This is a genomic window from Pseudoalteromonas ostreae (assembly GCF_018069805.1).
GTDB classification, from domain to species: Bacteria; Pseudomonadota; Gammaproteobacteria; order Enterobacterales; family Alteromonadaceae; genus Pseudoalteromonas; species Pseudoalteromonas ostreae.
This window is the reverse complement of sequence record NZ_JAGPYN010000008.1, coordinates 150,763-172,466: the sequence shown is the minus strand read 5'-3', so window position 1 is coordinate 172,466 and position 21,704 is coordinate 150,763. Positions and strand designations below refer to the sequence as shown.

General features: G+C 40.9%; 18 protein-coding genes. 3 read left to right on the top strand and 15 right to left on the bottom strand.

The genetic code is table 11. The features are described 5' to 3' along the window. Positions 1-26: 26 nt before the first annotated feature. Entirely contained in the window at positions 27-1,871 is a 1,845-nt protein-coding gene (locus tag J7338_RS08690; RefSeq protein ID WP_210796707.1) for a M2 family metallopeptidase, read from the top strand. A gap of 85 nt (positions 1,872-1,956) precedes the next feature. Here the strand turns inward: J7338_RS08690 and J7338_RS08685 are convergent, their stop codons facing one another. From J7338_RS08685 to J7338_RS08635, 11 genes are all read right to left on the bottom strand, one after another. Beyond that, on the bottom strand, positions 1,957-2,751 hold the full coding sequence (locus J7338_RS08685) for a putative porin (RefSeq protein WP_210796706.1): 795 nt from the start codon (positions 2,749-2,751) through the stop codon (positions 1,957-1,959). A gap of 214 nt (positions 2,752-2,965) precedes the next feature. Beyond that, on the bottom strand, positions 2,966-3,340 hold the full coding sequence (locus J7338_RS08680; protein ID WP_210796705.1) for a PH domain-containing protein: 375 nt from the start codon (positions 3,338-3,340) through the stop codon (positions 2,966-2,968). Continuing rightward, entirely contained in the window at positions 3,340-4,254 is a 915-nt protein-coding gene (locus tag J7338_RS08675) for an ABC transporter ATP-binding protein (RefSeq protein WP_210796703.1), read from the bottom strand. The genes J7338_RS08680 and J7338_RS08675 overlap by 1 nt, the downstream gene beginning before the upstream one ends. Beyond that, entirely contained in the window at positions 4,251-5,069 is an 819-nt protein-coding gene (locus J7338_RS08670; RefSeq protein WP_210796701.1) for an ABC transporter permease subunit, read from the bottom strand. Before J7338_RS08670 ends, J7338_RS08675 begins: the two co-directional genes overlap by 4 nt. A 123-nt stretch (positions 5,070-5,192) precedes the next feature. Continuing rightward, on the bottom strand, positions 5,193-6,374 hold the full coding sequence (locus J7338_RS08665) for a cystathionine beta-lyase (protein WP_210796721.1): 1,182 nt from the start codon (positions 6,372-6,374) through the stop codon (positions 5,193-5,195). A gap of 45 nt (positions 6,375-6,419) precedes the next feature. Then, a complete protein-coding gene (gene nudC, locus J7338_RS08660; RefSeq protein ID WP_210796699.1) occupies positions 6,420-7,343 on the bottom strand; it encodes an NAD(+) diphosphatase in 924 nt (307 codons plus the stop codon). A gap of 132 nt (positions 7,344-7,475) precedes the next feature. Further along, positions 7,476-8,270, bottom strand: coding sequence for a glucosamine-6-phosphate deaminase (gene nagB / locus J7338_RS08655; protein ID WP_210796697.1), 795 nt, complete (start codon positions 8,268-8,270; stop codon positions 7,476-7,478). Between the two features lie 216 nt (positions 8,271-8,486). Further along, positions 8,487-9,629, bottom strand: coding sequence for a transmembrane glucosamine N-acetyltransferase NagX (nagX, locus tag J7338_RS08650; protein ID WP_210796695.1), 1,143 nt, complete (start codon positions 9,627-9,629; stop codon positions 8,487-8,489). 64 nt (positions 9,630-9,693) lie between these two features. After that, complete coding sequence (gene nagA / locus J7338_RS08645; protein WP_210796693.1) at positions 9,694-10,812, bottom strand: N-acetylglucosamine-6-phosphate deacetylase; 1,119 nt, start codon at positions 10,810-10,812, stop codon at positions 9,694-9,696. Beyond that, positions 10,812-11,726 carry an N-acetylglucosamine kinase gene (nagK, locus tag J7338_RS08640; RefSeq protein ID WP_210796691.1) on the bottom strand — a complete coding sequence of 305 codons (915 nt, stop codon included), beginning with the start codon at positions 11,724-11,726 and terminating at the stop codon, positions 10,812-10,814. The genes nagA and nagK overlap by 1 nt, the downstream gene beginning before the upstream one ends. Positions 11,727-12,263: 537 nt before the next feature. Further along, positions 12,264-12,770 carry a LabA-like NYN domain-containing protein gene (locus J7338_RS08635; protein WP_210796689.1) on the bottom strand — a complete coding sequence of 169 codons (507 nt, stop codon included), beginning with the start codon at positions 12,768-12,770 and terminating at the stop codon, positions 12,264-12,266. Positions 12,771-12,924: 154 nt separating this feature from the next. On the opposite strand from J7338_RS08635, the gene J7338_RS08630 reads away from it, so the two are divergent. Together J7338_RS08630 and J7338_RS08625 are read left to right on the top strand one after the other, a co-directional pair. Then, positions 12,925-13,554 carry a hypothetical protein gene (locus tag J7338_RS08630; protein ID WP_210796688.1) on the top strand — a complete coding sequence of 210 codons (630 nt, stop codon included), beginning with the start codon at positions 12,925-12,927 and terminating at the stop codon, positions 13,552-13,554. Beyond that, on the top strand, positions 13,551-14,297 hold the full coding sequence (locus J7338_RS08625; protein WP_210796686.1) for a DUF3307 domain-containing protein: 747 nt from the start codon (positions 13,551-13,553) through the stop codon (positions 14,295-14,297). The genes J7338_RS08630 and J7338_RS08625 overlap by 4 nt, the downstream gene beginning before the upstream one ends. A gap of 56 nt (positions 14,298-14,353) precedes the next feature. On the opposite strand, the gene J7338_RS08620 is transcribed toward J7338_RS08625, so the two are convergent. The 4 genes from J7338_RS08620 to J7338_RS08605 all read right to left on the bottom strand — a co-directional run bounded on the left by J7338_RS08620 (position 14,354) and on the right by J7338_RS08605 (position 21,521). Further along, positions 14,354-15,757 carry a DEAD/DEAH box helicase gene (locus J7338_RS08620; RefSeq protein ID WP_210796685.1) on the bottom strand — a complete coding sequence of 468 codons (1,404 nt, stop codon included), beginning with the start codon at positions 15,755-15,757 and terminating at the stop codon, positions 14,354-14,356. Positions 15,758-16,017: 260 nt separating this feature from the next. Beyond that, positions 16,018-19,200, bottom strand: coding sequence for an amidohydrolase family protein (locus J7338_RS08615; protein WP_210796683.1), 3,183 nt, complete (start codon positions 19,198-19,200; stop codon positions 16,018-16,020). A 107-nt stretch (positions 19,201-19,307) separates the two neighbouring features. Then, positions 19,308-20,132 carry a M90 family metallopeptidase gene (locus J7338_RS08610; RefSeq protein WP_210796681.1) on the bottom strand — a complete coding sequence of 275 codons (825 nt, stop codon included), beginning with the start codon at positions 20,130-20,132 and terminating at the stop codon, positions 19,308-19,310. A 141-nt stretch (positions 20,133-20,273) separates the two neighbouring features. After that, complete coding sequence (locus J7338_RS08605) at positions 20,274-21,521, bottom strand: M23 family metallopeptidase (RefSeq protein ID WP_210796679.1); 1,248 nt, start codon at positions 21,519-21,521, stop codon at positions 20,274-20,276. Positions 21,522-21,704 lie beyond the last annotated feature (183 nt).

The window sequence follows — 21,704 nt, the reverse complement described above, 5'->3', positions numbered from 1 at the left end:
GATAAATAACAAATAGAAGGATCAACATGACTACTCCACATTTTAAGCTCAGTTTGAGCGCAATAATGGTTGCCAGCACATTAGCATTAACTGGCTGTAACCAAGAAGCTAATAACACCACAGCGCAAACTGCCAGCCCAGCACCGACAACCGCAAAAGATGCACAAGCTTTTTTAGATGCCACAGAGCAAGAGCTCAGTGCGCTATACTTAGAATCAAGTCGTGCTGAATGGATTTACGCAAATTTTATTATTCACGATACATCGGCACTATCAGCAGAAGTAAACCGTAAGATGACTGCCGCAGTGGTTCGCCTTGCTAACGAAGCTGCACAGTTTGACTCACTCAAACTTGATTACGACGCACGCCGTAAACTCGATAAATTAAAATTGGCACTGACTTTACCTGCTCCACAAGATGCAGAAAAAACAGCAAAACTATCACAGCTTGTGGCAGAACTTGGCGGTATATACGGCAAAGGTAAATATTGTAAAGACGATGGCAGCTGTTTAAGCCTAGGTGATATGACTGCAACAATGGCCACCAGCCGTGATTACAACGAACTGCTTGATTTATGGCAGGGCTGGCGCCAGGTTTCAAAGCCAATGCGACCACTGTATGAGCAGCAAGTTGTATTAACCAATGAAGGTGCAAAAGAACTTGGTTATGCAGACTCTGGCGCAATGTGGCGTAGTAAATACGATATGCCAGCAGATGACTTTGCAACAGAGCTTGATCGTATTTGGGGGCAAGTAAAACCATTATATGATTCGCTGCATTGTCATGTTCGTGCCAAGTTAGGTGAAAAATACGGTGAAGACAAAGTACCACAAGACCAACCTATCCCAGCGCATTTATTAGGTAATATGTGGGCGCAATCGTGGGGTAACATTTACGATGTAGTCGCACCTGAAAATGCCGATCCTGGTTATGATGTAACCGCGTTACTCGCCGAGCATAACTACGATGAACTAAAAATGGTTAAAGGCGCTGAAAAATTCTTCACTTCAATGGGCTTTGCGCCTTTACCTGACACCTTTTATGAACGTTCGTTATTCACAAAACCTGCGGATCGCGATGTCCAGTGCCATGCCTCAGCGTGGAATATAGATAGTAAAGACGATTTACGCATTAAAATGTGTATTCAACGTACTGGCGAAGAGTTTTCGGTTATTCACCATGAGTTAGGTCACAACTTCTATCAACGTGCTTACAATACCCAACCGCTTTATTATCAAGAAAGTGCTAACGACGGTTTTCACGAAGCTATTGGCGATACCATTGCGCTTTCGGTAACACCTGGTTACTTAAAAGAAATTGGTTTATTAGAGCAAGTTCCTGATGAATCAAAAGACATTGGCTTACTAATGAAAATGGCGCTGGATAAAGTAGCGTTTATTCCATTTGGTTTACTTGTGGATCAATGGCGTTGGCAAGTATTTTCAGGTGCAGTAACGCCTGAAAACTACAATAAGGCATGGTGGGAATTACGTGAAAAATACCAAGGTGTAAAAGCACCTATAGCACGAAGCGAAGCTGACTTTGATCCAGGTGCAAAATATCATGTGCCAGGTAACACACCGTATACCCGTTACTTCTTAGCGCATATTTTACAGTTTGATTTCCACCGTAGTTTATGTGAAATTGCTGGTAACAAAGAAGCCATTCATCGCTGCTCAGTATATAACTCTAAAGAAGCCGGTGAAAAACTCAATGCGATGCTAGAAATGGGTTCAAGCCGCCCTTGGCAAGAAGCATTAGCCAGCATAACAGGTAAACCTGAAATGGATGCAGCAGCCCTACTTGATTACTTTGCACCACTGCAAAAATACCTTGATGAGCAAAATAAAGGCCGTCAATGTGGTTGGTAAGTAAACTAGTTAAATAGCAAAAATGCAAAAGCCCGCTCAATTGAGCGGGCTTTTTTAGTATTGCAGTACTAAATTTACAGTTTGATTAGAACTGTAAGCTTACATTTGCAAAGTAAGCGTCATAACCAGAATCATCCCAGTTATTACCGTAACCTGCTTTTAAACCAACATTTTTGTTGAAGAAATGTTGAGCACCAAACGTGTAATCATCGTTTTTGTTAAATGTAACAAACGCTGATGTTGCTTTAGTGAAGTAGTAGTTTGAACCAAGTTTCCAAGAGCTGCTACCATTATCAGTATCTGAAACAGTACCTTCAACAGTTAGGTAGTTACCTTGCTTAAGATCCATGAAGTATTTAGCGTTCACGGCGCGGTAATCAAACTCGTCATCAGATGTTACAGTGAAACCGATGTAATCTGTGCTGTTTAACTGGTGGTTGTATGCTAAATCAAATACAACACGATTTTCGCCATCTTCAACATCTTCAAATGTTGCTTTTAAAAGAAGATTAGGATTAAAGAAGTAACCTGCAGACAGTTTAATTACATCAGTGCTTGAACCAGCGTCAATGTCATTATTGCTGTACTCAGCACCCACAACGAAGTTCTCAACGAAATACTCACCACCAATAGTTGCTACATCACTAGAGTCATTATCAACGTATGAACCATATACGTTGGTTTGCTTATTGATGTACTCAAATTGATCGTAAGGACCTAAAGTCGCTTTTGGAGAGAAGTAATATTTTGAATCAACGCTCACTGTGTCGTTGCCATCGGTGTCCTTATATCCTAAATGGCTAATTGACTGATAGTTATCCGCAGCAGTCGCGGCACTAGAAAGAAGAATACTCGAAATAATAACTGCTAATTTTTTCATAAAAAGATTTCCCTATTTTACATTGTTTTATTGCTACAAGGTTTAATGTTTAACCGGTTGGTTAAGACGGGCACATCCTAACGCGAGTAAACTGAACAGAAACTTAACTAAGTACTTGTATTTAATTATAAAAATGTAATAAAAGGAAACAAAATGTAAAATAAGGTAGCGAGCAAGGATGTTAATCGCTACCGTTTTAAGCGCTCAATTATAATTAAAGCGCGAACTGGCTGATTATCCGGTACACATCATTGATATTATCACCCGATTTAAAGTCTTTACTGATCGGTGTTGGATCAGAGCCAACCCAAATTTTTAATTCAGCATCTAAATCAAAATGACCGGCACTTTCTTTACTAAACTTGGTAATTTTTGAATAAGCGATACTGATCATCTCTATTTTTGAGCCCGTGACCCCCTGCTTATCCAACAAAATTAAACGTTTGTTAGTAAAAATAAACATGTCACGTACCACTTTATAGGCTTTTTCGACTTGTTCACCTTCAATCAAGGTATTTGCCAATACTTTTTCTAAATCAGCGTCATCAACTTCACTGGCATTCCCCATTAAACCACTTAATAAACCCATTATATTTGCTCCTGTTTAAATATTTGATTTTCTAATGTATGCCCGTTTACCAATTGGCGATAACGCCAACCTTGCTGATAACAATGTTGCAGTATGGTGATATCAAATGGTGTCGCCGTTTTTTGGTACTCAATAACATATTCTTTAGCTTGACTCATATATACTTTAGACACTTCTGCTAAAGCTTGTATTTTTGCTTCAACATCCGGGTAATGCTCGCTCAGTAACAATGTAATAAATCCAGACTCTAGTTCATTATGATCACTGTGTGTTGGATGCTCTGTGAGCTTACCTTTATCAAGATGCAGTACATGTGAACATAAGCGTTCTAGTTCAGTTAAATCATGCGAGCTTAAAATGAAGGTAGCCTCACTGCTAAGATTCGCAACCACTTCGCGTACTTCGCGAGCATGAATAGGATCAAGCCCAGCGGTTGCTTCATCCAACATGACTATTTGTGGTTTCCCGATCAACGCTTGACCTATGGTGACACGTTTACGCATTCCATGTGATAAATCATCAGAACGCTGTTTAGCAACGTCAGCTAGTCCGACTAACTCAAGTACGCGGATCGCTTCTGCGTGACTTTGCTTATTTGACAGCCCTTGCAGCTGACCATAAAACGCCAGTTGATGAGCGATACTAAAGCGCGGATCAAGTTGAGCATCTTGTGGTAACGCACTGAGTTTGCCAAATAATTCACTACTGCCAGGGTTATTCCCAATAATATTGAGCGTGCCTTTAGTTGGTAAAATATAACCGCATAACAAACTAAACAAGGTAGTTTTTCCTGCGCCATTTGGCCCAACCAGTGCTACTGGCGCGCCTTGTTGTATTTCAAAACTTACCTGATCGAGGGCTAATTTATTACCATACTGCTTAGTTAAACCTGTTGCGTGAATTAATGTGCTCATAGAGAACTCCTTGCAAAGATACGCTGAGCAATCGCTAGCATCACGGTAGTTTGTATTAACGCAATGCCAATGCTATTAAATATTCCTGCGTTTTGCCCTGCCATTTGGTCAAGTTGTACACCAGGGAAAACATTATTAAGCATTGCAAACATGGGGATTTGCCAGCTTAAAATACTGACCACAATATTACCACCAGCAAAAAATAATACAGCAAGCACCACAGCTAAACGTGCTGAACGTGCAAAAGTATTTAACAACGTCATGAGTGCTATAAAAGGCAAAACAGCAATTAATAAATAAAAGAACAAAATAAAGCTACGAGTTATGCCACTGACTAATAATGCTGGATCTCTAAATACCATAACTGCAACTGAAGCTACCAAGGTAACAAGTAGTAATGCTGCTAAAATAAATACCTGCCCTAAAAAGCGGCCAAATAACATTTCATTACGGGTAGCTCTTAGAGATAAAAAGCGTAGTGTTCCTCGTTGTTTATCACCAACAAGTTGGTCACTACATAAAAACAAGCAAAAACTAGGAAAGCTATACAATGCAATTAACCAATACATAGCTAATTCAGCTTCAGGCCAATCGAGTAATTTACTCAGCCCAATAGCACCAAACACTTGTTGTGCTAAATCGGCTATTTGGGGCGAACTAATTAAGCTGACAGCTTGACCTATCGGATAACGTAAAATCAATAACCAGCAAATCGAAAATGCGGCAACAGCAAGTAAGCCGCGCTTAGTTAAAAATAATCGCACGAGTTCAAACTGGGCAATCTTTAATAATCGCAGAGGGTGGATTTGTGTCACAAATATTCCTTATTAATTTATCTACTACTTACACTAAGGGCAAACGTGTTGAATTACTAGCACAAAAAAGCCCGTATTAATACGAGCTTTGTAACAAATAATGTAGTCTTATTGATCCTCAGGCTACAAATTTTGTTGATATATATCGAGTGCTTGGCTTAAATCAGCAATCAAATCGTCCACGTCTTCAAGGCCTATATGTAAACGGATCACAGGCCCTTGCGTCCAACCCGTTACTGAGCGTAATCCCTTCATAGTTAAATTAGCCGTTACTAAACTTTCAAAGCCGCCCCACGAAAAACCCATTTTAAAATGATTTAAGCCATCCAAAAATGCATCAATCGCGCTTTGGTTCCCTTGTTTCATAACCAATGAGAACAAACCATTACTGCCATCAAAATCACGCTTAAAAAACTCATGACCCGGACAGGTTGCAAATGCTGGATGGCGAATATGGTCAACAAGCGGATGCTGCTCTAACCACTTCGCGACTTCAATCGCGGCTGTTTCATGCTGATTTAGCCTCACTGCCATGGTACGTAAACCACGTAGTGCTAAGTATGCATCATCCGCCGAGGTACACTGACCAAGTAAATAGGACTGTTCGCGTAATGTAGGCCAGTACTTTTTATTGGCAACGGCTACGCCCATCATTACGTCAGAATGACCCACAATGTATTTAGTCGCCGCCTGAATACTAATATCCACCCCGTGCTCTAATGGGCGATAATGCAAACCATTACCATAGGTGTTATCCAGTATGGTCATTACGCCTAGCTCATTGGCAACCGCAACCATTGCCGGTACATCTTGAATTTCCATAGTGATAGAACCTGGCGACTCTAAAAACAGCACTTTGGTATTTTCTTTGATCAGCGCTTTAATATCAGCTCCGATTGTTGGTGGGTAATAGGTAGTCTCAACGCCAAAGCCAGCTAAAATTTTATCGCAAAAATCACGAGTAGGTTCATAAGTAGTATCTACCATTAAGATATGATCGCCCGCTTTCAAAAAAGCCAATAACGTGCTACTAATTGCCGCTGCACCACATGGATAAAGTGCACACCCTTCACCCCCTTCAAGCTCAGTGATCGCTTCTTGTAATGCAAAATGTGTAGTAGTACCACGACGACCATAAAAAAGTGTTTTATCGCCACGTTTTTTTGCCGCTTCTTTAAGTTCTGCCACTGAATCAAAAACAACTGTCGATGCACGTTGCACTACAGGGTTAACCACCCCATGTGTATATGCTTTTTTACGTCCGGTACTTACTAACAGCGTATTTTTATCACTTTTTGTCGTCATCATTAATCCTTAAATTATTTCGTTAGAACATACTCTTCACTATGCTTAATCTTGCAAATTACACCAATAGTCGATTAAATAGCGCGAGATAGAATCGCTTCTAGGTAGCTTTAATTGCTTCCCCTCTTCGTGCCAATTGCCAAATTGAGCGAGCTCTTCACGACTAAACCACTGCGCATCATCTAGTTCGTCTTTATCAACCTGGATATCTTCCGTAACGGCTTCAGCAATAAAGCCCAACATAATTGATGATGGAAATGGCCACGGTTGCGAGGCAATATATCTAACATTTTCAACCACAATGCCCGCTTCTTCCATTACTTCACGCGCCACCGCTTGCTCAAGGCTTTCACCCGGATCAACAAAACCAGCTAATGATGAATACATGCCTGTTGTCCACACAGCCTGACGACCAAGTAAACAGCGTTCAACACCATCTGCAAATGTCCGCGTTACCACCATGATCACGGCCGGATCAGTTCGTGGGAATGTTTGGTGTTTACACCCATCATTACTACATAAACGTGAATGACCCGCTTCAATAAGATCGTTTTTGCTGCCACAACGCCCACAAAAACGATGAGTTGCATGCCAGTAACACAAACCTCGCGCTAGTGCAGCCATTGAGCCTTGTGCGATTTCCACTTGCACCCCAAAGCGACGAATATCGACAAACTCAGCATTACCAACCAGTTGCGCCAATAGTGTTTCATCTAATTGGCTTACATCAAGTGCAAAGTGGCTGGTTTTAAGCTCGTCCAAACCTAAGAATATCGCCTCAGTTAAATCTAAATCACGCACTGTTGTGAAGCTCAAAAACGTCACAGAACAACTATTACTATCAAATAAAGTCTGATTATTATTCACTAATAGCCAACGACTTAGTTCATTAATCTGAGTGGCTAGCCAAGTAGGGTCTTTACGTAGGTTAGAGGCACGATCGAGTAGCATTTGACTGTAATTAAGCATGCGTGTCCTTTTTATTATTTAGATGGCTAAAACTAACATAACACAACTGTAAAGCCTACTTATTACTCTCTGATAGATAGGCAAAAAAAAGCCCTTACGGGCTTTTTGAACACACAATAAATTCTTTATTTATTACAAACTTGATAAGCGCGTTTGTAATTTCTGATTCTCAGCTTCGATATGCTGATAAAATTCTAAATCTTCCAGTTTGCTTGCAGCCGCTTTATCAATAACGATCACTGCGTCTTTATGTAACTGAAGCGCAGATGCTGGACATTTAGCCATTAACGGGCCTTCAATCATAGCATGCACTGCATGAGCCTTATTTTCACCGGTAGCAAGTAAAACAACCTTTTTCGCTTCTAAAATAGTACCAATACCCATGGTAATTGATAGATGTGGCTGATATTCACCCTCAGCAAAAAAGCGTGCATTGTCGTCAACGGTTGCTTTAGTCAGGGTTTTTACGCGAGTACGTGAACATAGCCCTGATGAAGGCTCATTAAAGCCAATGTGCCCATTACGTCCGATACCTAATAACTGTACATCAACACCGCCTGCTGCAACTATTTTGTTTTCGTATTCTTTGCATGCTGTAATTGGGTTTAGAGCATCCCCCGACGGTACAAATGTATTATCTTTATTAATATCAATATGGCTAAACAGTTGCTCATTCATAAAGTAGCGGTAACTTTGTGGATGATCGCCCGTTAACCCTAAATATTCATCTAAATTAAACGTTGTGGCTTGTGAAAATGAAATCTCACCCGCTTTATTTTTAGTAATTAATTCTTGATATAACGCAACTGGCGTAGAGCCTGTTGCTAAACCGAGCACTGACGTTGGTTTTTTTTGTAATTGTGTTGAGAAAATATTTGCGCCATATGCTGCTACGGCTGCTGCATCATTTAAAATTACTATTTGCATATTAGTTTGCTCAGTTATTAAATTAGTTGATGAAAAAATGGCATCTAAGTCCCAATCCCATGTGCAATCGGATTGGGCCTTAGATCAAACCAAACAGGGATACACTATTTGGTCAATACCATTATGACAACGCTGTCATTATTACCATTCAATTTTATTTTGTAAAGTAAAAGTGAATAAAAATCTACTTTTTTTACTGCGCTGTACATTAGCCTGCTAAACACTGACAAATATTTTTCGCTTATACATCCAATGCAATAAAAGCATTTGTACCAGTAAAAGCGCAACCACACCTATAAGTGGTTGCCAGTCTGTATCTGCAGCTGCAATAAAGCCACCAAACACGCTATGGCTTATAAACTCCCAATTAACTAAGCTTGATGCCAAATAAATAATAATTGAGTTAGCGCCAATAATTACAAACGGATAAGCCAGTTTTTGGCCATTAAGAATATCAACCAATGCATAAAATACAGCTAATAACATAGCGCTCCAGCCGACTGTGACTAAAACAAATGAACTGGTCCATAATTCTTTATTAACTGGAAACTGTAGATCCCAAAGCCAACCTAAGCAAACACTCACAACACCTGCAACAAATAATATGCCTGCTGTTTGCCATTCGCCAATCTTACTTGCTCTGGCGATTAGTTGCCCTGCAAATACCCCGAACATAGCATTCACGATAGCTGGGAGACTCGATAACACGCCCTCGGGATCGACAGCTCTATTTTGATAACTAATACCTGGTAAAAAATGCGAATCAAACCATGCATTCCAACTCCCCTGTGCACTAAAATCACCAGCGCTTCCGCCTGGTACAGGAATAAAACACATCAAGAGCCAATACCCCAGCAAGAGAGCGATTGCTGTAAATACTTGTGCGCGAATACTGGTATGCCACACTAACATTGCGCAGAAAAACCATGCAATCGCTATTCGACCAAGTACACTCGCATAACGTATTTCATCAAATGCAAGCGGGATCCCTGTACCCCAACCATGGTTATACATCACCCCCAACCCGCACAATAGCAATAACCTCTTTAACGCTTTAGCATAAAAAATTTTTCGCTCATGCCATGGCAGATGATCGATGCGTTTTGGTGCTAAGCCCATCGCCACACCTGATAAAAAGATAAATAACGGAAAAATCAAATCGTAAAAAGTAAAGCCATGCCAAGCACTGTGTACGGTATGTGCTGCAAAGACTTTCCAGCCAGTCCAACCAGTTAAGACAAATAAAGCGGCAAAGATAGATTGCCCCCCTAAAATCCAAAACATATCCATACCACGTAATGCATCAAGTGATGCAAGACGTCTTTTAGTCGGTTTTTCAACTGTGCTTGTTGTTGTCATATTTTTTACTCTTAAAACAAAAAAGCCCCGCGATACAACGGCGGGTTTTTTTCCAGGGGAAACGTTACACTGCATTACCTGCAATATAAGTGGCTTTTACAAACTGGTATTCATCGAGCACCACAAAGTCTGCATCAAAGCCATCAAGTAAACGTCCCTTTTTCTTGAGCTCTAAATATTCTGCTGGATACAATGCAGCCATGCGTAAACTTTCACTGAGGCTTACATCCAATGTATTAATGGTATTACGCACTGCACTGGCCATGTCTAATACACTGCCTGCTAATTCGCCTGTACTTGAATTTAATCTATCCCCAGTACGAATTACTTTGCGCCCGTCAAAAAAATCAAACTCCATATCATCGGTCCCCACTGGCGGCATTGCGTCAGTGACTAACATAATTTTGCCGCGCTGTTTGGTGCGAATAGCTAATTGTGCAGACAATGGATGTACATGGTGCCCATCAACAATTAAGCCACACCAGCTGTTATCATGCCAAAGCGCCGCGCCAACTACACCGGGTTCACGTGATGTAAACGGCGACATCGCATTATATAAATGTGTAAACCCATCGGCGCCAGCATTGAGTGCCGCTATTGTCGTTGCATAATCAGCATTAGTGTGACCAAGTGATACTTTTACACCACACGCCACTAAGCGCTCAATATCTGCAATACTGACATTTTCTGGCGCTAAGGTAACCATTTTGATACCTAAATCTTGACGCGCATAAATGGCAAACTCTTGTTCGCTAATTGGGCGAATAAACTGCTCGCTGTGTGTGCCTTTTTTTGGAAAAGATAAATGCGGACCTTCAAAGTGAATACCTAATACACCCGCGACCCCTTCGCGTATTGATTTTGCTGCTGCATCAGCAGCGGCTTGCATTGTTTCAACTTTATCGGAGATAAGTGTTGGCATCAATGCCGTTGTACCAAATTGAGCATGCGCTTTTACGATACAATCTAGGCATTGTGTGCTTTGCTCGGCATTAAAAAATGCCCCGCCACCACCATTTACTTGTACATCAATAAAGCCTGGCACAACTAAACCATCTAGCTCAATAACACTGCCAGTAGTGGTTGTTTCTAGATGAAAAACACCATTTTCAACGCTGAATAATGCATTATCTATAAATTTTTCAGCCGTGAACAAACGTGTCGCGCGATAGAAGGTTTTCATTACAGTGCTACCTTTTGGTCTTGCTCTAATACTGATTGCTGCGCAAAATAAATTGCGCCCATTTCAGGCGGTTGCTTTGGTACTTCAACAAGTTTTGCAATTACTGGATCAAGCCATTGATTTAAAGGCTCAGCCAGGCCACCGATCATAGATAAACGCGGTGGGTTATTTTCTAATAAACGATGTGCTAACTGGCTCACGTATTGCGCTCCGTCTTTTACAATTGCTAAAGCAATTTGATCGCCTTGGTGTGCTGCGTCAAATACATAGCGAGCAAGCTTTGCATAAATACTTGACGGTTGTCCGGCCATTTGCTCTGCAATGCCCATTGCTGTGGTGACATTAAAATGCTCTTTAACCACTGGCGTCATTATCGTGTGAGGCCCTAAGCTATCTAGCTCCATTAACACCGCTTTAATTGCCTCTAAACCCATCCATGCGCCACTGCCTTTATCGCCAAGTGCAAAACCATGCCCCCCGTAATTCACCGACAGCCCTTTTACATATGAAAAACCACATGAGCCAGTGCCGGTGATTATCACAGCACCATCACCGCCTTCATGAGCTCCGATACACGCCGTATGTAAGTCAGTAGTTAAAAACAGTTGTTTGAAGGGGTGTTCCCACTCAGTTATTTTTTCATATAGGTTTGGTAAGTTAACACCCGCCAACCCTAAACCGGCATACACTTGATGAATAGACTCTAATGGCAAACCTGCATCGCGCATTGCCAATTGTGTAGATACCATTATTGACTCTAATGTGCGCTCCAACCCATGTAATGGATTCGCAGGGCCACCTAAACCAGTTCCTAATACCCCGTATTGCTCAGAGTATATAGTTGCACGACACTTAGTTCCGCCACCGTCGATACCAATATACAATTGGTCCTCATTCGCACTCTTAGCCATCATTTAACGACCTCTAACCTTCGTTTTATATTTGTATTAATCGCATGTTTTTTATTATCTTAATGCGATTCACCCGCAACCTATGTTGAATTAATGTTACACAAAAAATGACAGCGTTGTCATTAAGTTTTTATAAAAATTTTCACATATCTCTAATTAACTGAATTAAATAAATAATTAATATCAATTGAATTAGTGTCAACTATTTTTAACCTAACAATAAGGTTTTAAAACGATATTATTACCTAAAAAAACAACAAAATAGTGATTTATAATACTATTTTCATAACTAAAATGACCAAAAAATATAAATAAAAATGCGAAATATGCATCCAGCTTACCACTTCAATTACAGCAATTGTTTGTCGCGTCACCCCACGACTTCAGCTCATTGCTGCTACGTCATTTCATTAGGCTGAAACCGTAATGCACGGATCGTATTAGTAATCGCCAACTTTGCCATTCTAACCTCGATATAGTTAACATTAAATGCTATAAAAGTGCGCTTGCATCATGCTAAATATTTTTAATGCATGACTTTTAAAGTAACAGGGAATCATCAATACAAAAAAACTGTGCCGCACTTTGTTTTAATACATCAGCCGTCAGTCTATCAGCACCATAGACGTCACACGGTACATTATAATGATGCTGTAAATGACCCAGTAATAAGGCAAAATCACCATCGCCGGAGAGTAAAATAACTTTGTCGAGGTTTTTACCTTGTTCTAGCATGTCGATGGTGATACCAACATCCCAATCGCCTTTTGCACTGCCATCTTTACGCTGAATAAATGGTTTTAGTTTTACCTCAAAACCAATCGCACGAAGAATATTTTGAAATTGAGATTGCTTTTCGTCCCCACGATAAATTGCATATGCAATCGCGCAGTCAATATCATAGTCATGACTGATTTTTGCCCAAAAGGCATTGTAATCAAAGTTTTTTCGATAGCTCTCTCGGCAGGTGTAATAAATATTTTGGACATCGACAAAAATCCCCACTCTCGGCTTTTTCTCCGTTGTACTATGTATTTCTTGACTCATGCGTTATCTCTTTTAAATTAATCACACTACTGTAGCATACCCTGACTAATTTGAAGCCCTTGCATTTAGCTTACAAGTAACCTAAATTAGTTACATTATAGCATGTAACCAAAATTGGTTACTTTTCTTTATGTAACTTAAATCAAGGACATTTATGATTGCGGTGATCAGCGGTGATGTGATCAAATCACAACATATTCCAAAGCACGACTACGATGCAATGCTCTACCAGCTTGACCAAAGTCTGCGAGCTATTACTCAGCGCCATCTAGGACAAAGTATTATTTATCGAGGCGATGCGTTTCAGGTGCAAATAAATCAACCAGCCCAAGTATGCCGTGTCGCAGTGCTGCTTTACTTACACCTTAAAGCCACCGGCTATGAAATTCGTCAAAGCCTTGCCATTGGTGAAATAGATAATGCTAGAGCCGATATTAAAACAGCAACAGGCTCTGCTTTTACATTATCGGGGCACGGTCTTGACGAAATCCATAACCAACGCTTTACTCTGAGCAGTATTGCTGAACTCAAAAACGATGGCTTAGCCCTTAACCTAGCTTTTATTGACGTGCTCCTGAGCAAAATGACACACAAACAAGCGAATGCCTTATATGTCTATTTAACCGCAGAAAACAATCAACATAGTGAACTTGCTAAACAATTAAAAACCAGTCGTGAGAATGTGACCAAGTTACTTAATCTTGCACATTATCAGTTGATCGAGCGTTTTTTAGACTATGCAGAGCAGGCCATTGCTAATGCCGTGATAGGAGTAAAAAAATGAGTTTTATGTTGTTATTAGTTGCATTATTTATCGGTCATATTTTAGCTGATTTTTATTGGCAGCCAATGAGTTGGGTTAATAACCGTAATACACGTCACTTTCGTGCTAAAAAACTGTACTTGCATGTGCTAGTGCACGGCCTAACTACAGCAGCTATTGTCAGCTGGTGGGAGTTTAGTTTTGGCTGGCAAGAGCTCTCGCGTATCGGTATTGCCACAGCTATTGTTATCGTGACCCACTACTTAATTGATTTAGCAAAATCATATTCAAATAAAGGGGTTGTGCCATTTATTATTGATCAGCTTGCTCATCTAGTCGTGATAGTACTACTCACAGTATGGTTGAGCGACAACAGTGAATTTATAACCAGTATTTGGCAATGGCTGATAACCCCCACTACGTTATGGGTGCTATGTGGCTATTTACTGGTATTGAGTCCCAGTGCTGTGTTCATTCGTATGATGTTAGAGCGGCTCACCATTGGGTTTAGCTCCACAGGAAGTTTACCCGCAGCGGGGCAAAGTATTGGCATGCTTGAGCGAGTATTAATGCTTACATTTATTTTGCTGGATCAGTTGGCTGGCGTTGGTTTTTTATTAGCAGCAAAATCAGTGTTTCGCTTTGGCGACTTACGTGCCAGTAAAGATAAAAAGCTCACCGAATATGTCATGCTCGGTACACTTTTAAGTGTCACCATCACCTTATTTATTGGCTTAGCAGTTAATTATCTCAAAGCATTATAGAAGTAAAATGTATAAAAAACGCGCCAGCTTAGGCGCGTTTTTTATCAAAAATATTATTACGTGTTACTCGCGCCATCATTACCAGAGCGACGACGTTGACCGCTGCCACCAACAGATTGACGCTTAGCCCATGGGTTTTGTGTTTGCTCACCAGCGGCTTTAGCAGCAGGTTTTTTACCTGAACCACCACGGCGTGGACCGGTGCCATTACCGCCGTTATTATTTGGCTTTTTGCTATCAGACTTAGGTTTAGAAAAAGGCTGACCCGCTTTTTTAGGCTTTTTAGGTTTGATAGGTCGTGCATCAAGCTCTCTTTCAGGCACTCCTTTTGTTGGCTCAAAACCAGCTTCTTTTGCACGTGGGATCAATTCACCGATAAAACGTTCAATACCGTATAAGTCATCAGCATCTTCCGGTGTTACAAATGAAATTGCGTCGCCAGATGCCCCCGCACGGCCGGTACGACCAATACGATGCACATAATCTTCATACACATTAGGCAAATCATAGTTAACGACATGTGGCAGTTCAACAATGTCTAAACCACGGGCAACAATATCCGTTGCCACAAGTACGCGTACTTCGCCACTTTTAAAGCCTTCAAGCGCTTTAACACGCGCGCCTTGAGATTTATTACCATGAATTGCAGCGCCAACAATATCATCGCGCTCTAACTGCTTTACTAAACGGTTTGCACCATGTTTAGTGCGGCTAAATACCAACACTTGTTGCCAATCATTAGTACGAATTAAATGACTTAACAAGGCGGTTTTACGTGCTTTATCTACCGCATAAACGCATTGGGTAACACTTTTTGCCGTGGTATTTTTTGCAGCGACTGAAATTTCGACCGGATCATTAATAAGCCCTTTCGCAAGCGCTCTAATATCGTCTGAGAACGTCGCTGAAAACATCAAGTTTTGACGTTTAGCCGGTAACTTGCTGATAATACGTTTAATGTCATGAATAAAGCCCATATCAAGCATACGGTCAGCTTCATCAAGCACCAGCACTTCAAGGTTATCGAACTTCAAGGCATTTTGGTTATGCAAATCCATTAAACGCCCCGGAGTGGCAACTAAAATATCTACGCCTTTGCGTAAACGCATCATTTGCGGATTAATTTTAACACCGCCGTACACAACAAAAGAACTGATATTAGAATGCTTAGCATACTCTTCAACGTTCTCGCTTACTTGAAGTGCCAGCTCACGGGTTGGGGTTAAAATTAACGCACGAACTTGGTTAACTTTAGCTTTTTGGCCTGTTGATAAACGCTCAATTAACGGTAAAGTGAAGCCCGCTGTTTTACCTGTGCCTGTTTGCGCTGCTGCCATAACATCACGACCTGCAATGATCGCAGGAATAGCTTGAGCCTGAATTGGTGTTGGCGTTTCATAGCCCTTTTCTAAAACCGCATTAACTAAAGACTGTGATAAACCTAACCCATCAAAACTCATATTTTCTCTCAATAATTTTAAGGCCCAATCGGCCAATGGCGCATTATACCGATCGTACGCAATAATGCATGGTATATTCACGTTTGAAATAATGTCAGCCAAATTTAACTGGTCAATATCATTAATTGAGCGTTCACGATAGAGCCCTATCAATTAAAAGGTAGAGCTATTGCCATATGATCGTTTTTTGCAGTCCACCGACCAATTTCTGAATTGATCGGTGTTGGCAATTAAGCGGCTTTTGATTTATGCGCTAATAATTACTTATCCTCAAAGTACAGTTTGTCGCGTGCTTTTTTGCCAACTTCATTCATAGTTGCGGCATCAAATAACCGACCGTTGATCATTGTGTAATCAACTTTATCTGTATCACGAATATTAGTCAGTGGATTACCATCGATCACCATTAAGTCAGCCAGTTTACCGACTTCTAATGAGCCAATGTTTTTATCAAGACCGATGTACTTTGCCGGATCAAGCGTCGCCGCACGAATAGCTTCTAGTGGACTCATACCACCTTGGACAAACATCCATATCTCCCAATGCGCAGCAAGTCCTTCTCGCTGACCATGCGCACCTAAATTCACTAACACCCCTAAATCTTGTAGCTCTTTTGCAACGCGGGCATTATTAAAGTGATTATAGTGGTGATCGGGTGCTTTAACACGGCGCATTGAACGCGGTAGTAATTGGTTTTTCGGCACGAATTTACTTAAGCGCGGGTGATTCCACACATCTGTTTTATCGTACCAATAGTTTTCACCCCAAATACCGCCATACGCAACTCCTAAGGTTGGCGTATAGCCCACATCACTTTGTGACCAAAGCTGCTTAATATCGTCGTAAATATTTGCCACTGGTATTGAATGCTCAATCCCAGTGTGGCCATCAACCACCATAGTTAAATTATGTTGCAATAATGAGCCTCCTTCTGGCACCACCATCATCTCAAGCTCACGACCTGCTTCAATAACTTGTTGACGTTGCTCACGACGTGGTTGGTTATATGACTTAACACTAAATGCGCCAACTTTCTTTAAACGCTCTAGGTGAAATTTTGCATCCTCTAATGAATCAATATGCGACGTATAACCTGGCATATTGGCGCCATATAAAATAGTACCCGTAGAGAAAATACGCGGGCCTACAATAATCCCCGCTTTTTGCAGTTCGCTGGCTGTAAAAATCTCTGTTGTATCGTTTGATGGATCGTGAATAGTGGTTACCCCCAGCGATAAACCCGCTAAGTTCTTCCAGTTTTGCTCAGGAATGATCTCATCGCTGGCTTGTGAACCATGCGCATGCGCATCTACAATCCCTGGCATAATTGTTTTGCCAGATACATCAATTACCTGTGCGCCTTTGGGAATGCTCACCTCAGCTGCATTACCAACGGCTTTAATATGTTTACCATCGGTTAGTAGTATGCCATTTTCAATAACTTGCTCACCTTGCATAGTAATAATACGTGCGCCCGTTAAAGCTATCATGCCTTTTGGTTCAGCCATTTTGCTACTAAAGCCAATGTTATCGCCACTTTTTACTTTAAAGTCAGCGTCATCCGCTTTATTGATATCAAATAAACCTGCCAAACTTGCATGATAAAGCTCTGGGCCTAGCGTCCAATACAGTTTATCGCTACTGGCGCTCCAGCTGATATTCTCACCGGCACGAACAGATAATAGTTCAATCGGGAACTGGCTGTCTTTTGGGCCAATATTGATAGTCTTACCACTTTGCACTAATGGCGTAACAAACACTTTAAAACGTTCAGCAAAAGCGAGGTACTTGCCATCAGGCGATACTCTAAACTCAGTAGCATGCTCTGACTCATAAAGCTTAGTGATTTTTTTAGAATCAAGTTCAACCACACTCAGCGTTGGCTTAGGCCATGGGCTCATCACAAAAACTTGATCATTTGCTGCTGCGAATTGTGGCTGATAACCACTTTTAGAAATTAACTCAGCTTTCCCGCCTTTGCTACTCACTGCATAAATACCCGGATGCAGTGACCAATCAGGGTTTAAAATGCTGCCTCCTGAGGCTTTACGGTACACCACCGTTTTGCCATCAGGGCTGAATGTTGGTTCAACATATTTACCTGGCTCTGTGGTAATATCATCACCGCGACCACTGCGTGCAGAGACAACTCGAACAGCACCTTGTTGATTATCGTCCCAGGTTACATAAACAATTTTTTTACCATCACGGGAAAACTGCGGGAACAACTCAAAGTGGTCATCTTGTTTAGTTAAACGCTTTATTTTTCCTGACTCTAAATCACGTTTATAAATATGTCCTAGCGCTTCAAAAATTGCTGTTTCAGCATCCGGTGAAATCTGTACATTACGCAACATTTTTACAGCAAATTCATCGCTATCAATGTTTTGTGTAAAACGCACTGCTTGTTGAATTTTTTTACTGGTTTTTACTTCAAATGGCACGGTTTCTACATCGCCATCTTGCACATCAAGTTTATGAATAGTACCGCCGGCCCAAAATACCAGTTGGTTATTATCTGGTGTCCATGCAATGGTTGGATACACACCATGAATAGCCCAAGTCTCTTGCATATCACGTTCAAGCTTACCGTATAACTTAGTGTGCTTACCGCTGGTTAAGTCATATAAGTAGAGGCTAGTTTGAAAATCATCTCGTTTAATATACGCAAGCTTCTTACCGTCTGGCGACGGGGTTGGTCTGATCGCGCCACCCATACCATCAATAATCGTTTCTATCTCACCCGTTTCGCGATCGTAACGCTTGATTTTATAAATGCCAGCAACCGAATCTTTTGAATAATGAAAGGTTTTACCCGGCGTTGCATCATGTGAAAAATAAACATATCGGCCATCAGGTGAAAACATCGGCTCACCTAAATCTTTTTGATCATTCTCACGTTTAGTGAGTTGTACACCTTTGCCACCCGCTTTATGATAAAGCCATACTTCACCTGCACCTAATGAACGGCTCGCTGTAAAATGCTTACGAGCAACAATATAGTCGCCGTCGGGACTCCATGCAGGGCTGTTCAATAAGCGAAACGTTTCATCGGTTACCGCGGTTTGATTCTCACCGTTTAAATCCATCAACCAGATATTATCGCCGCCACCTTGATCAGAGGTAAACGCAATATGTTTACCATCAGGACTAAAACGCGGTTGCATTTGCCAAGCAATATCAGAAGTAAGTTGCACCGCCGTGCCACCAGCCATCGGCATAGAATAAATATCGCCCAGCAAATCAAACACAATGGTTTTGCCATCAGGACTGACATCGATATTCATCCAAGTGCCTTGAGAGACACTAATATTAACATCAACAAATTGCCCTTGTGGCGCATCCACTTGCCATTTTTTGTCATCATTATCTTCTGCCTGAGCCTGGCCATATAGCGCCAGTGACACAGCTACAGCCATTGCTGTATGAAGCATTTTTTTCATTCCATTCTCGCCTGTTCTTGTTGTTTATTATTACTTATTAATATTGATTGCAACAAAATCAGCAACAAGTTACCAGCGATATCTGATAAAGCGTAGTTATTTGACGGTTAATGCCATTTTATCGGGTCAAACTGATAATAACCGACCAACAAACTATATATTTCAGGGTCGTAATGGCGCAGCTCTGCGGGTTTTTCAATAAAGGTTTCTGTGAGTACAGCAAAAAATTCGGCTTCATTAGTCGCACCATAACTATGAATAACATGGGGCATATTATACGCAACATGAGTTTTTAGCTGGTTATAAGCACGGCTAAAAATACGCCCCCATTGTTGATAATCCGTTTGCTTTGCTAACAACGGCGTACCTGTGGTTTTACCTGTTTCTTGATCGAGTTGGTGAGCAAATTCATGAAACACTAAATTATGTCCGTCACTGGGTAAGCGGTTCCCTTCAAGCACATCATGCCAACTCAGCACTAAAGTGCCACCAGGCCATGATTCCCCTTGACGTACTGTATTGTGATAACTTACCAACCCAGCGCCGTCACGGGACATTTGCGGTGCATAATATGCACTTGGGTAAAGCAAAATTTCTTTCACATTTTGGTATAAAGGCCATGGTTTATTGAGTACTAAAACGCATGCATCAGCAGCAACGATTAGTTTCATCGCATCATTGAGCTTTAAACCATCACAGCCAATAAAACGTTTTTCATTTAAAAACCAGACAATATGACGCTCTAACTTTTCCCGATCAGCATCCGTCATTTTTTGGTAGATAGGCATACAGCGTATTAGCAACGCTTTTTGTTTGTCGTCTAAACGGAATTCTTGGTATTTTTTCTGCCATAGGTAACTCTGAATCATAGGCCATCGCCAATAAACAACCACAAACGCAATCAGCGCAAATATTAATAATCCATTTACCATTACGAGGTCCTATCAACAGGTGTAGCTTATTAATATGTCCTGTGAGGGTAAAATTCAATCATCTAGCCTAGCAACAGCTAAAAAAACCGCCCATAACTATGTTAAAGGCGGTCAACTATATTATTACGTAAATCAATTATATTAACGATATAAACGGTCCCATGCACAAGTACGATAGCCATTTCGCTCAAAGTAGAAACGATTACAATTGGCATCGTAGTTGCTATTTCCGACATCGATACGATGACCACTGATATACTGGTTGTGCAGTGACACCTGCTGGCCGTTATATAACAAAGTGAAATGTACATGTGGGCCAGATGATTGACCTCCTTCACATAACGCTTGATTATAGTTATTAGCATAACGGCCAAGCCATGCGCCAGGTTGCACATAATCGCCACTGCTATATTGTAGATTAGACATATGATAATAGTTGGTTGAATAACCACTGGAGTGTGTTACGCGGATATTACATGAGGAAAAGCGCGTGACAGTACCGCCATGCGCCGCTTGTACGTAGGGTGTATTTGCGCCCCAACCACCAGAGCCATTATTAAAATCAAGGGATGAATATGGATAACCAGAGCCAGTATTAGAGTGAGCCCCACCGCTGTACCAATAATAACCTGATGACCATGGTAAGTTCATTGAAAAACTAGCCGCAACCAACTGCTGATTGCTATTTTGCGCTGAGTTTTTTGATGAACGTTGTAGTTGCATACTACTTTCAGGGAATAAACTATCAAAAGTGGCTAAAAAACTAGTTAAATCGCCATTCGCGTGATTAACATTATCCTGATCCACTGCCAATTTATTACGGCTTTTAAACACACTAACCAGGGCAGCAGTTGCAGCAGTACTACTATAGGTACTAGGTGAGTTAGTAATAGCCGTGCTGGTGTATTTTGATGTTTTTGCCGTCACTTGGCTGTGGCTATCTTGCCACTGCTTGTAAGCATAAAACCGCTGGCTTAATTTTGTTACGACATCTTCTACTTGCGCGTCAAAACCCTGCTCATCAGATAAACCTGCTAACGGGTTAGTGATGTCAGCATCAGGGTTTGAAAGTAAACCACTTTGCTGTTCTATCAAGGCTAAAATAATTTTCGGGTTAATACTGGTAAAGCCTGCCCAATGCAAAAGAAGCTCTTTTTTATCTTCCAGTGCAGGGGCGTGTAGAGCAAAGAAGTTATCCCAATCCTCATTCAATAAGACATTATTAAATACAAATTGAGTATCATCAACAGTCAGTAAAGAGTTTAATTTTAGTGATTCAATAGACTGTGCTGTAAATGAAAAGTTATCGTTATTATGGCCTTCTGCAAATACCGCAGGTGACACGCCTAAAATACCTGCGAGCGTGAGGTTAATTATGTTATTTTTCATCTTTTGTTCCTTGTATCAATATCAAAAAGATCCCCAACTGGGAACAAAAGGTATAGCACCAAAGTTAAATAAATGTTAATTTCGTATTCTTATGTTTATATAAATATATTTTATGTAGCTGATATGGCATAGCCTGTAGCGGGTTTTTCTGGAGAAAAACAAAATGAACAAAATACATACAAT